Genomic DNA, 12,213 nt, shown 5'->3' with positions numbered 1-12,213 from the left:
ACCCATGCTGACTCGAATCGCGCTCTTCGCCCAGCGCCGCGCGCGGGCCGTGCTGGCGATGGCGGGGCTGGCCGCCGTGCTCTGCTATGCCGTCGGCTGGTCCGCGCCGATGCACCTGCAGTCCGGTGGCTTTCAAGCGCCCGACTCCGAATCCACCTGGGTGGACCAGTATCTCGAACAGCATTTCCCGGGTGCCGCACCGAACGTGGTGCTGCTGCTCACCGCGCCCGACGGCATCGACGGCCCGGCCGCCGCCGCGGTGGGACGGCAGCTCACCGATGAACTACGCGCCGATTCGGATCTGCAAGGTGTGCAGTCGTATTGGAGCGTGGCGACCGAGATGCGGCCGGCCTTGCGCAGCAAGGATCAGCACAGCGCCGTCATCGTGGCCTTCGCGCGCGGCGATGACACCGCCGCGCCCAAGGTGGCCGACGCCATCGCCGAAAAGTACAACGGCACCCGCGACGGAGTCGAGATCCGGGCGGGCGGTGAAGCGGTCGCGCTCGCCCAGATGAGCCGCCAGGTGACCCTCGATCTGGTACTCATCGAATCGATTGCCGTCCCACTGGCCGGTATCGCCCTGGTGCTGGTGTTCGGCAGCCTGATCGCCTCCATGCTGCCGCTGCTGGTGGGTGTGGTCACCATCGGCGCGGCGCTGGCGGTCCTGCGCGGGCTGGCCGCCGTCGGGCATGTCTCGATCTTCGCGTTGAACATGACCACCGCGCTCGGGTTCGCGGTGGCGCTCGACTCCAGCCTGTTCATGGTGAGCCGGTTCCGGGAGGAGATCGCGGCAGGCGCGGACACCGCCGAGGCCGTGGTTCGCACGGTGCGCACGGCCGGGCGCACCGTGTTGTATTCCGGTCTGACCGTGGCCCTGTCACTGTCCGCGCTGCTGGTGTTCCCGCTGTACTTCCTGCGCTCGTTCGCCTACGCGGGGCTGGCCGTGCTCGCGGCGGCGGTGTTCACCACGCTGCTGGTGCTCCCGGCGGCCCTGGCGCTCATGGGTTCCCGGGTCGACGCCTGGGATGTGCGGCGGTTCCTGCGCCGCCGTCTCGGACGCCCCGACCCCGTACCCGTTCCCATCGACGACGATCGCTGGTACCGCTTCGCCGTGGGTGTGATGCGCCGTCCCGTGCTGTGGATCACCGCCGTGGTGGCGGTCCTGCTGCTGCTCGGATCGCCGTTCCTCACCGTGCGTTTCGGCTGGGCCGACGATCGGGTCCTCGCCTCCGGCTCCAGCCGCGATGTCGGCGACGCCTCCCGGTCCGACTTCTCCGAGAACCTGACCGCGGGCATCCTGGCGATCCTGCCCGATGATCACGGCGACACCGCGGCGGTCGGCGACTACGCGAAGACGCTGTCCCAGATTCCCGATGTCACGTCGGTACTGTCCAGCGCCGGGGCCTACGCGGGCGGATTCCAGGTGGCCGGACCACAATCCGCACTCGCCGGGGACGCGGGCACGTATCTGCGGATCGGCACCCGCCTCGACCCCTATTCCACGGCGGCGACCACTCAACTCGACCGCCTGCGCGCGGTCCCCGCCCCGGGCCGGGTGCTCTTCGGCGGGGCGGCGGCCCGCAATGCCGACTCGGTGTCCACGCTGGCCCGGCGAGTTCCCCTGGCGCTGAGCATTATCGCGGTATCGATGTTCCTGGTGCTGCTGATCTTCACCCGCAGTGTGGTGCTGCCGATCAAGGCGCTGGCGCTGACGGTGCTGTCGCTGGCGGCCACCTTCGGCGCGATGGTGTGGATCTTCCAGGACGGACACCTCTCGGGCCTACTGGGATTCACCTCGACCGGCTATCTGGTCCCGACCATGCCGATCCTGATGTTCTGCCTGGCCTTCGGCGTATCCATGGACTACGAGGTGTTCCTGCTGTCACGCATTCGGGAGGAGTATCTCGACTCCGGCGCAACCGGTCGCGCCGTTGCCGTCGGAATCGCCCGCACCGCAAGGATATTCACGGCCGCGGCGGCCCTGCTGGCCATCGCCTTCGTCGGCATGGTGTTCTCCGGGGTGTCCTTCGTCCAGCTCTTCGGCCTGGGACTCACCCTGGCCGTGCTGGTCGACGCAACGATCATCCGCACCATCCTGGTCCCGGCCCTCATGCAGACCATGGGCCGCCTCAACTGGTGGGCTCCCGGCCGGCGGAATCCGGAACCGGCGACTGTTGGAGCGTAATACCCACAAACCGCGTGGGGCCTGGCGTTATCGCCGGGCCCACCCGGCGGGGAGGCTACCGGGCAGCACGGACTTGGATTGCCGTCGGCGGTCACCACTCGGGATCAGCGCGGTAGATCTCGCGGTATTCCTTGGCGAAGGTGCGGCGGCCGAGCAGACGCCAGGCGAGCCGGGCGGGGAGCGGCAGCTCGGCGAGGACCTTCCGGCGATCGGTGCCGGGGACGCCCTGCAGGATGAAGCCGAGGAAGATCAACTGGCGGTCCTTGGGCAGGTGCTCGCGCCCGCGTTCGCCGAGAGCCCGCCACTCGACCGCGGTCATGACGTTCCCGACCACGGGCAGGATGTGCCGCTCCTCCTCGGTCATGTGCTCGTCGAGGGCGTCGGAGAGCGCCCGCAGCGTGGCTGCGAGCCGGTCCCGAACCGATGAGTCTGCGGCGGTGGCGAACTCGGCCCCCTCGCGGTGGGCGCGCTCGGTGAGTTCGGAGATCCGCTCGTGCTGTTCCTCCATACGCAGCACTAGGGCGGAGTCGGCGGGGGCGCGCTCGAGCAGGATCGGCCACATCAGCTCGTCCTCGCCGGTGTGGTGGTGGTGCAGGCCGGTGCCGAGTTCGTCGAGGAAGGCCATCAGGCGGCGGCCGCGCTCGACGTCTCCGGTCGGCACCGCCGCGACGAGGCCGGGTAGAGCGCTGAAGTGCCTACGGAAGGCGTTGTGCACGACGATCATGTCGTAGGTGTCGGGGCGGCCGGATGCGATGCCGGTGGTGCTCATGCTGCGCTCCTGTTGTTGTCGGGTACCGAGGCCACTGTGTGGCCCGCGGCTTGCAGCCCACTAGCAAGACACTGCGTTCGAGCCCGTCCTAGACTTGGCCCGTCATGGTTCGGATTCGGGTACTGGGCGCGCTGACCGCGGCGGACGGGCGTGGCGAACTCGATCTCGGCGGCCCGCGGCAACGCGGCGTGCTGGCGCGTCTGCTGGTCGCGCGGGGTGAGGTGGTGCCGATCGATCGCCTGATCGATGACCTGTGGCGAGGTGAACCGCCGCCGCGGGCGCTCGGCGCATTGCAGGCCTACGTCTCCAACCTGCGGCGGTTGCTGGAGCCGCAGCGGGCGCCGCGCACGCCCGCCACCGTTCTGATCAGCCGGACCCCGGGCTACGCGGTGCGTCTCGCCGCCGAGGACGTGGACGCGTGGCGCTTCGTCGCCGAACTGGAAGATGCCGGGCGGCAAGACAATCCGCGCGATCGACGACAAACGCTGGAACGCGCGCTCGCCCGCTGGCAGGGTCCCGCGTACGCCGCCTTCGCTGCCGAGCCGTGGGCGACCGCGGAAGCGGCGCGGCTGGAGGAATTGCGGCTGGGCGCACGCGAGAAACTCGCGGCCGCCCTGCTCGAGCTGGGCGAGCCTGCGCTCGCCGCGGCCGAGGCCGAGGTGTTGAGCAGGGAACACCCGCTCCGTGAGGAGGCGTGGCGGCTGACAGCGCTGGCTCGATATCGGGCGGGCCGCCAGGCCGACGCGCTGAGCGCCCTGCGGCAAGCCCGCAGCGTTCTCGCGACCGAACTGGGCATCGATCCGGGTCCGGCTTTGACGCGGCTGGAGTCGGACATTCTCGCGCAACGAATCCCGCTGTGCGAGCCGGTGATTCCACTCCAGGAGCCACCTTCTGCGACCATCGCGACCGGAAGCGCACCACCGGCCGGACCGGGTCCCGAATTGTTCGGCCGCAGCGCGGAACTCGCCGCGCTGCGCGAAGCGGCCGCCGGTGCCGGCCCGCGGTCGGCGACCGTGGCGGGCGAAGCGGGCAGCGGGAAATCGACTCTGCTGCGGCACTTCGACGCTGCCTCGCGCGCGTCGGGGCACCGGGTGGTGATCGGCCGCTGCCCGGAGGACGACGCCGCTCCGTCGGCTTGGCCATGGGTCGAGATCCTGCGTGCCCTGGCCCGTGAGCACGATCCCGGAGACTTCGCGCCCGCCCTGGCGCCGCTGCTCACCGATGGCGCCGGCACACCGGACTCCGGCCACGCCCACGGCCGCTTCCTGCTGCATCGGGCGGTGTGCGGCTACCTCACCGCCGTCGCTGCCGACGCTCCGCTGGTGATCCTGCTCGATGACGTACACCGAGGTGACGCCGAGACAGCGGCCCTGCTCACCGCGGTGGCGACCCAGGTGCCCGGGCTCGTCGTGATCGGCTACCGTCCGGACGAGGTACCGCCGGCGTTGGCCGACACGCTCGCCGCCCTGGCCACCTCCGTCCGCGCCCGGGTTCACCTGCGCGGCCTCGGCGTCGAAGACAGCGGTCGCCTGATCACCGCGCTGACCGGCAGCACACCGGCGTCCGCCGTGGTCGCGACCCTGCACGAGCGCACCGGTGGAAATCCGTTCTATCTCGTCGAGGTCGCACGCCTGCTGCAGAGCGAGGGCGAGCTGGTCGCCGCGGCGGAGGTTCCGGCGGGCGTGCGAGATGTGTTGCGCCGCAGGTTCTCCCGGCTTCCCGAGACCGGGGTGGCGCTGCTGCGCCTGGCCGCGGTGATCGGCCGGGAGTTCGATGTCGCGGTGCTGATGCACGCGGCCGAGGTATCCGAGGACGAGGTGCTGGACGCGGTGGAAGCGGGGGTGCTGGCCGGGCTGCTGGACGAACCCGCCAGCGGCCGAGCGCGTTTCACACACGTGCTGGTGCGTCAGACGCTGCTCGGCGATCTGTCCCGGATCCGCCGCGACCGATGGCATCGGCGGGTCGCCGCCGCGATCGAGGAGATCGATCCGGGCGATCTCGCGGCCCTGGCCCACCACTACGGCGAGTCGATAAGCCCGGAGACGGCACGACGGGCCGCCGACTACGCCGTGGCGGCAGCCGAACAGGCAGAGCGGCGCTACGCCCACGACGTCGCCGCGGCCGGGTACGAACGCGCGGCCGCGGCGCTCGAGCGCCACGCGGGCGCCGATACCGTCGAGGAACGGGTCGCCATGCTGTGCCGGGCGGGTCGCAGCCATCTCGCCGGTGGAGCTGGGCTCGCCGCTCGAAGCGCCCGGCATCGGGCCGCGGCGCTGGCCGAGGAGGCCGGCCGGGCCGATCTGCTGGTACGGGCGTTCACCGCCTGGGAGACACCCACCCCGTGGATGAATCGGCAGTGGGGCGTGGTCGAACACCGGGTCGTCGGTTGGATTGAGGACGCGCTGCGTTTCCCCGGCCTCACTCCCGCCGACCGGTGCCGATTGCTGGTGACCCTGGTCGACGAGATCGGCGGCGAGGCAGGCGAACCCGCCGCGGTGGCCGCCGCTCAGGCGCACGCCCTGGCCCGCGAACTCGGTGAGGACGCCCTGCTCGCTCCCGCACTGCAAGCCATGGCCTCGCTCTACGACTCGCCGGACCGCGGCCCGCTCGCGGCCGAGCTGATCGAGGTCGGGCGCCGCACCGACCGCGGTGATTACCTGCTCCTCGGGCACACCGTCGCGCTCCAGGCCGCCGCGTCCACGGCCGATATCGCCACCGTCCGCGAGCATCTCGAGGCGGCCACCGTGCTGGCCGACCGTTACCAGTGGCGGCAGGCTCAGGTGGCGAACGCGATGGCACGCGGGCTGGTGGCCCTCGCGACCGGTGACCCCGACACGGCCGAGCAGCACTATCTGCGAGCCAACGAATTGCTCACCCGCGCGGGCATTCTCAACGCGGGCGGAATCCTGGGCATGGCGCTGTTCGTGGTGCGGCTGCACCAGGGCCGCGCCGGCGAACTGGTCGAGATGATCAGAGAGTTCGCCGACAGCGCCGTCCCCGCGAGCATCGACGCCATGGTGGATTTTCTGGTGCTGGCCCTGCTCGCGGCCGGCGACCGGATGGAAGCGGCCCGGGTCCGGCGGCGGGCCCGGCCGATCCGCGACAATCTGTTCCGATCGCTGTTCCTCTCACTGCGCGGCATGGCGGTCGCGACGCTGGGCACGGCCGACGAGGCCGCCGCGCTCTACCGCGATCTGCTCCCCTTCCGCGACCGGCTCGGTGGCGCGGACACCGGTTCCTACTCGGTCGGTCCGGTCGACACCGTCCTCGGTGACCTGGCGGCCCGGCACGGGGATGCCGGACTCGCCACCGAGCATTACCGGGCCGCGCTCCGCGTCGCCCTACGCTGTGGCAACACGACTTGGATAACGGCTGCGGCCGAACGCCTCGAGCACTGACGCTTCACTGGTCGCTCACAAGCCGGACCCGGACCATCACTTCCGACGATCCCGACCGACCGAGGAGTACCCCGTGCCACATACCCGCCGCTTCCGCGCGGCCACCGATCTGTACCTGAAGACCGTGACCACCGCGCACCGCAAACTGCTCGACCTCAGCGGCGGCCGCGTCGGCACCCGATTCAAGAAGATGCCCACCCTGGCTCTCACCACCACCGGACGGCGAACAAGGTTGCCGCGCACCGTGATTCTCACCGTCCCCGTCGTGGGGGACGACAGTTATCTGATCGTCGCTTCGCGCGGCGGAGACGACATCTCCCCGGACTGGTTCCACAACCTGTGCGCCGATCCCGCGGTCGAGGTGTCGTTCCAGCACGGCGCGAAGCAACCGATGACCGCCCGCGTGCTCACCCCGGAGGAACGCGACCGGCGGTGGCCACAGGTCGTCGCCGCGTACCCGGGATACCAGACCTACCAGAAGCGAACCGCCCGACAGATCCCCTTGGTCCTGCTCTGCCCACGCGAGTGAACGACATCGCCGCAGGAGCCCGGCCCTGCGGATTGGTGCATCGCAAAGAAAGGCAGCGGAGCCGCAGGTCCATGACCTGCGGCTCCGTTGTTCTGTGGACCTGACGGACCAGCATACGAACCGGGCGGTGCTGATAGACGGACCGGACATCATGATCAGGGCGGTGGGTACCCGACCGCGGTTGTCGGCTGTTCAGTCACCTTGGAGCAAAAGCCGGAATGACGAATGAGCGGGCGTCAAGGGCCGCACGGCGCGAAAGTCCTTCTCATCCAACGTCAATATGTCGTTGGTGAGATAACGCTCGGCGAGCACCACAGTGACCGCATCGGCCAGATCGAGCCGGAGGCCACGATACTGCTCGATGATCTTCTGGGCGACCCGGAGATCATCGCGGTCCACCTGGGGTACGAGCACCGCACCCTCCTCAGCCGAGGTGAGCAGATCATCGAGAACGAGATCGGCTGTGCGGCGGTCTTTTCCGAATCGTGCGATGAGCAGATGATCGACCTCGTCCAGCACGAGTGGCGAAACAACCGCGACAGAAGTGGCAAGGAATTCACGCGCCCGTTCGTGCAGTTCCGCGGCGCGATCGTAAGCGGCGATGATTGCCGAGGTGTCGGCGATGAAGAAGCTCACTCGCCGTATGCCTCCCCGAGCAAGTCCTCACTGTTGGCAGCGAATCCAGGATCGCCGGAATCGAACGACGGCCACGGCCGGGTACGGCGAACCCGGTGCGACCGCAGCAACACCAGGTCGATCCCCTCGCGGATCAAATCAGCTTCCGATCGCCCCGTCGCTTCGGCCGCCTCCTTGAGACGGGCAGCCTGCTCGGGATCCAGGTACACGCTCGTTTTGGCCTTCATGAACGTAGGGTACTACGTAGGGTACCCGCCGGGCTCGCGCATTGCCGGAAATGAAACAGAGCCGCAGGTCGATGACCTGCGGCTCTGTCGTTCTGTGGAGCTAAGGGGACTCGAACCCCTGACCCCCACACTGCCAGTGTGGTGCGCTACCAGCTGCGCCATAGCCCCGTGTTCACTTCTCCGCCTGCGGGGCGTTGCCCTGCTTGCTTGAACGAAGTTACACGACCGGTGTCGAACAAACCAAATCGCCTGTACAGAGGCTGGCGGCGGCGATCTTCTCGATGTACTCTCGAACGCATGTTCGATAGCCGAGAGGTGGAGGCGATGGGCGAGGAAGAGCTGATCGACGCGCTGCGGCGGGCACACGGGGCGGCGGCGTTCGCACAGGCGGCGGAAATCACAGCGGTGCGGGAGGTGTATCGCCGGCATCGGGCCGGGAATGCCGCGCCGGGAGCGGGCGGGGTACGGGCCGGGGAGTTCGCCGCGGCGGAGATCGCCGTGGCGGTGCACGTATCGGAGGCGGTGGCGGCGGCCCTCATCGATATCGGATTGGCGCTGGATTCCCTACCGCAGACCAAGCATGCCTTCGCGGCCGGGCGGATCGACCTGTCTCGGGTGCAGGTGATCGCGGACAGTCTGCGCGGCCTGCCGCACGAAATGCGAGAAGTGCTGGAGCCCAAGCTGATCGAGGCGGCGCTGCGCTCGGATCCGGCCCGATTACGCCAGACCGCGCAGCGCTGGGTCACCCGCCTGGACCCCGAGGGTGAGACCCGCCGCCGCGAGGAGCGCGAGCAGGACCGTGACGTCCGCATTCGCGCGGTGCAGGACGGCATGGCCGTATTCGATGGCCTGCTGCCCGCCGCCGGAGCCCAGGCGCTCGCCATGCGGCTGCGCGAAATGAGCCTCCAGGTCTGCGATGCCGATCCCCGCACCATGTCCCAGCGCCGCACCGACGCGCTGGTCGCGCTCGCCGACGGCTCCGGCCGCCTGCGCTGCGGCTGCGGCCGGGGACTCGACTGCCCCAAGGCCGATGCCCCCACCACACCCCGCCGCCCGCTCATCCAGGTCGGGGTCTCCGCCGAAACCCTGCTCGGCCTGCGCGACGATCCGGCCTTCCTCGCCGGCTACGGCCCCATCGACGGCGCCCTCGCCCGCACCCTTGCCGAACACGCACGTTTCCAGGTGATTCCGGAGTACTTCCCGAACGAGGCCGCCCAGGAGACGAACGCGACGGACGGAGCGGCCACCCAGCGTCCCGAGCCGGCCGAAGCGCCGGGTCCTCGCGCCTCGCGCAGGCCGGAGTCGCGGACCATCCCGGTCCGGCCGGCTCCGTGGGAACGCGCCATGACCGCTCTGGAGTCGAGACCCGTGGCGGTGCGTGCTTTTTCGAGCGCGCCACCCCGTGAGGTCCGCGCCGTCGATGGCCTGTGCCGCTTCCCCGGCTGCACCATGCCCGCAGCGGAAACCACCCTGGTCCAGTTCGAGCCGCATCCCTCCCGCGCCGCCACGGGCCCGAATCCGGCCTACCGCGCAGTCCTGTGCACCCATCACCATCGGCTGAAGTTACTGGCAGACAGGGGAAAACACCCCTGGCGCGTCTATCTCTCGGACACCGATCGCATGCGCTGGATCGACCCCAGTGGCGAGTCGCACGAAACCGTCCGCGAAGGTGCGCGCTACCTGTTCCCCCACACCGATATCGACGCACCCGCCAGGCCACACCCTCTGCGCGTCGTTCCCGACCCCATCGAAACCGCCACGGCTGGAGCAGCTTTCACCCAGGACCTGGCCTACCCGATGGAGTCCCACGTCCTCATCCACCCCCAGCTGTCCCGCGCCACCCCGGACAACGACATCCCCGAAACCCCCACCCGAGCCGCATCGCGCTGACCCGCAGGATCCCCCCGACCAAGGAGCCGAGCCCCCAGCCCGGCTCCCTGCCCGGGGTGCGGCTCACTTCTCCGTTCCCCCGAGGGCCGCACCCCACCCATTCCGCCAGGCATGCGGTGATGCGCAAGAACATCCGAATTCCTGTGCACCACCGCATGTCCTGGCCCACCACGGCATGCTGGTCGCATGAGCGACCACGAACCGAGCGCGGAAGCCGACCTGCGGGACCCACTGCTGCTGGAACAGCGGCGGCAGCTGCTGCAAGATCGGCTGCAGACCCTTCGCGCGGACCTGGCGGACCTGACCGCCGCCTATCGCGATCTCCCCGACTCCGGCCTGCTGCTCGATACGCCAGGCACCGGCGCACTCACCACCCCGGCCTACTGCGTCGCCGGCGCCGCCGAGGTGTTCGACGAGGCCCTCATCGAACTCGATGCCGCCGAGGACGCGCTGGGCCGGGCAGCCACCTACACAGGTCGCCTGCGCCGGCCCGTCCTCGACGCCTGAAGCCGTACCGTCCAGCCTATTTCGCGGCGTCGAGGACCCAGTTCTTGTTGTTCACGTCGACCTTCTTGCCGTCGATGAAGACCGACGGGGTGGCGGCGCGATTGTTGAGGGCGTCGTTGAGGGCCTTCAGCGCGGCTTCGGCGTGGGCGCGGCCGGTGTCGGCGCGGTCGCCGGAGGTGATGCACTTGGCGACATCGTCACCGGCGCCCGCCTCCTTGGCGATGGCGGCCAGTTCCTTGTTGTCGTGGTCGGAACCGCCCTCGGCGGGCTGCTTGGTGGTGAACAGCAGCGAGTGGAACTTCGAGTAGACCGGACCGTCACCGGCCTGGGCGACGCACTCGTTGGCGGCCACCGCGCGGGTGGAGTAGTCCTTGCTGGCCGACCGCGGGTCGAGGAAGTTCACCAGGCGGTACCGCACCGCGATCTTGCCGAGGTCGACCTGCTGGGCGATCTCCTGCCCGTAGCTCTTCTCCAGCTGACCACACGCCGGGCACAGCGGATCCTCGTAGATGTCAATGGTTTTCGCATTGGGCTTGCCCAGCACGATGGCTCCGTCGGAATCCAGCGCCACCGACACCGCAGGATCGTGCACCGGACCGTATCCGTCGTTGCGCACCTCGTCCCCGCCGCCGCGATTCCACAGGTAGAGGGCCGCCACGATCGCCACGACCACGACAACGGCCAGCCCGGCCAGCGCGTAGGTGGTCTTGCTCGAGACCGGCCGCGGTGTGTGCTTCGAAGTCGGTTTGCTCACCCGCAACACTCTGCCCGACGCCCCCACCCGAGCAACACCCACCCCGCCCCACCAAAATCCGCGGCCGGCTCGCTAGGCGGCGGTGGCCGCGGCGGGTTCTCTGCGGCGGAGGGTTTCCGGTACCAGCAGCCAGACCGCCGATGCCGAGGCCAGCAGGGCGCCGGTCACACCGAGGGCCACGCCGTAGGAGACGCGGTCGGCGAGCATGCCGATCGCATAGGGACCCAGGAAGGTGCCCAGGTCGGCGGACATCTGGTAGCCCGCGAGGACCGGGCCGCCTCGGGTGCCGGGGCCGATGATGTCGGCGACCGCCGCTTGCAGGGCGGGGGTGAACATGCCGGAGCCGATGCCCGCCACGCAGGAGGCGACCAGGAGCCAGACGAGGGTGGGGGCGAGGCCGATGCCCGCGGTGCCGACCGCGCAGACCAGGGTTCCCGCGATGAGGAAGGGCTTGCGGCCCACCGTGTCCGACCACCGCCCGGACAGGAACAGCACCGAGGCATTGCCGAGGGCGAAGGCGGTCAGGGCCACACCTGCGAGGGCGGCGTCCTGCTTCAGCACCTCCACCACGATGAGCGGCACCAGCGCCATGCGCACACCGAAAACGGCTGCGCCATTGCCGAAGTTGGCCCACAGCGCGGCCCGGTAGGCGGGCCGGGCCAGCCCCTCACGGAAGGTCATCACGGGGGCGCCGTTCGATTTCTCCGGCAGGGCCAGCGGGGAATCCCGCAGCGCCACATAGACGATGAGGCTGGCGATCAGCAGCGCCACGCAATAGATGAGGAACGGGGCGCGCAGGCCGAGGAAGGACAGTGCACCGCCGACCAGCGGCCCGCTGATCGAGCCGATCAGGAAGCTCGTCGAGTACACCCCCGACACCCGCCCCCGTTCGGCGGGCGGGGACATGCGAATGACCAGCCCCAGCGAGGACACCGTGAACATCGTCGACCCGATCCCGCCCAGTGACCGCAATACCAGCAACTGCCAATAACTCTGGGCCAGCGCACACGCACCGGTCGACACCGCCACGATCAACAGCCCGGTCAGATAGACCGGCCGCTCCCCTAGCTTCTGCAACAACCGACCCGCCAGCGGCGCGAAGAGCAGCCGCATCAACGCGAACGCGCTCACGATGAACGAGGCCGCGGCCACCCCCACATCGAAACTCCGCGCGAACTGCGGCAACGCCGGCGCCACCAACCCGAACCCGATGGCGATCGTGAACGCCGACCCCACCAGCACCCAGATCTCCACCGGCAGCCGATGCCGCCCGCCGACCGGCCCCTCGACCTCACTCAGCACGACGCACCGCCCACCC

Annotated in this window: 10 protein-coding genes and 1 tRNA gene; 5 read left to right on the top strand and 6 right to left on the bottom strand. The window is 69.8% G+C overall.

Features of this window, described 5'->3' with window-relative positions:
• Positions 1-4: 4 nt before the first annotated feature.
• The gene (locus AB0L60_RS06380) at positions 5-2,185 is read left to right on the top strand and encodes an MMPL family transporter (protein ID WP_364608123.1); all 2,181 of its coding nucleotides are present in this window, start codon (positions 5-7) and stop codon (positions 2,183-2,185) included.
• A gap of 91 nt (positions 2,186-2,276) precedes the next feature.
• Here AB0L60_RS06380 and AB0L60_RS06375 read toward each other — a convergent pair whose 3' ends face one another.
• Complete coding sequence (locus AB0L60_RS06375; protein WP_364608120.1) at positions 2,277-2,954, bottom strand: hemerythrin domain-containing protein; 678 nt, start codon at positions 2,952-2,954, stop codon at positions 2,277-2,279.
• Positions 2,955-3,058: 104 nt separating this feature from the next.
• On the opposite strand from AB0L60_RS06375, the gene AB0L60_RS06370 reads away from it, so the two are divergent.
• The gene (locus AB0L60_RS06370; protein WP_364608117.1) at positions 3,059-6,352 is read left to right on the top strand and encodes a BTAD domain-containing putative transcriptional regulator; all 3,294 of its coding nucleotides are present in this window, start codon (positions 3,059-3,061) and stop codon (positions 6,350-6,352) included.
• A gap of 73 nt (positions 6,353-6,425) precedes the next feature.
• A complete protein-coding gene (locus AB0L60_RS06365) occupies positions 6,426-6,881 on the top strand; it encodes a nitroreductase family deazaflavin-dependent oxidoreductase (protein WP_364608115.1) in 456 nt (151 codons plus the stop codon).
• 192 nt (positions 6,882-7,073) lie between these two features.
• Here AB0L60_RS06365 and AB0L60_RS06360 read toward each other — a convergent pair whose 3' ends face one another.
• From AB0L60_RS06360 to AB0L60_RS06350, 3 genes are all read right to left on the bottom strand, one after another.
• On the bottom strand, positions 7,074-7,517 hold the full coding sequence (locus tag AB0L60_RS06360; protein WP_364608112.1) for a PIN domain-containing protein: 444 nt from the start codon (positions 7,515-7,517) through the stop codon (positions 7,074-7,076).
• The gene (locus AB0L60_RS06355) at positions 7,514-7,744 is read right to left on the bottom strand and encodes a ribbon-helix-helix domain-containing protein (protein WP_364608110.1); all 231 of its coding nucleotides are present in this window, start codon (positions 7,742-7,744) and stop codon (positions 7,514-7,516) included. Before AB0L60_RS06355 ends, AB0L60_RS06360 begins: the two co-directional genes overlap by 4 nt.
• Positions 7,745-7,839: 95 nt before the next feature.
• Positions 7,840-7,912 (bottom strand) — tRNA-Ala (locus tag AB0L60_RS06350).
• A 129-nt stretch (positions 7,913-8,041) separates the two neighbouring features.
• Between AB0L60_RS06350 and AB0L60_RS06345 the strand changes: the two genes are divergently transcribed.
• On the top strand, positions 8,042-9,634 hold the full coding sequence (locus tag AB0L60_RS06345; protein ID WP_364608108.1) for a DUF222 domain-containing protein: 1,593 nt from the start codon (positions 8,042-8,044) through the stop codon (positions 9,632-9,634).
• A gap of 186 nt (positions 9,635-9,820) precedes the next feature.
• The gene (locus AB0L60_RS06340; protein WP_364608106.1) at positions 9,821-10,141 is read left to right on the top strand and encodes a hypothetical protein; all 321 of its coding nucleotides are present in this window, start codon (positions 9,821-9,823) and stop codon (positions 10,139-10,141) included.
• A gap of 16 nt (positions 10,142-10,157) precedes the next feature.
• Here the strand turns inward: AB0L60_RS06340 and AB0L60_RS06335 are convergent, their stop codons facing one another.
• Positions 10,158-10,895 carry a thioredoxin domain-containing protein gene (locus tag AB0L60_RS06335; RefSeq protein ID WP_364608104.1) on the bottom strand — a complete coding sequence of 246 codons (738 nt, stop codon included), beginning with the start codon at positions 10,893-10,895 and terminating at the stop codon, positions 10,158-10,160.
• Between the two features lie 72 nt (positions 10,896-10,967).
• A complete protein-coding gene (locus AB0L60_RS06330) occupies positions 10,968-12,197 on the bottom strand; it encodes an MFS transporter (protein WP_364608101.1) in 1,230 nt (409 codons plus the stop codon).
• Positions 12,198-12,213 lie beyond the last annotated feature (16 nt).

Source organism: Nocardia sp. NPDC051981 (assembly GCF_040680715.1).
GTDB lineage: Bacteria > Actinomycetota > Actinomycetes > Mycobacteriales > Mycobacteriaceae > Nocardia.
This window is presented reverse-complemented; position numbering and strand designations above follow the sequence as displayed.

Bases quoted from the DNA above. Each gene is read 5' to 3' on its own strand.
- AB0L60_RS06380 (WP_364608123.1), top strand. From the start codon at position 5: ATGCTGACTCGAATCGCGCTCTTCGCCCAGCGCCGCGCGCGGGCCGTG.
- AB0L60_RS06375 (WP_364608120.1), bottom strand. From the start codon at position 2,954: ATGAGCACCACCGGCATCGCATCCGGCCGCCCCGACACCTACGACATG.
- AB0L60_RS06370 (WP_364608117.1), top strand. From the start codon at position 3,059: ATGGTTCGGATTCGGGTACTGGGCGCGCTGACCGCGGCGGACGGGCGT.
- AB0L60_RS06355 (WP_364608110.1), bottom strand. From the start codon at position 7,744: ATGAAGGCCAAAACGAGCGTGTACCTGGATCCCGAGCAGGCTGCCCGT.
- AB0L60_RS06345 (WP_364608108.1), top strand. From the start codon at position 8,042: ATGTTCGATAGCCGAGAGGTGGAGGCGATGGGCGAGGAAGAGCTGATC.
- AB0L60_RS06340 (WP_364608106.1), top strand. From the start codon at position 9,821: ATGAGCGACCACGAACCGAGCGCGGAAGCCGACCTGCGGGACCCACTG.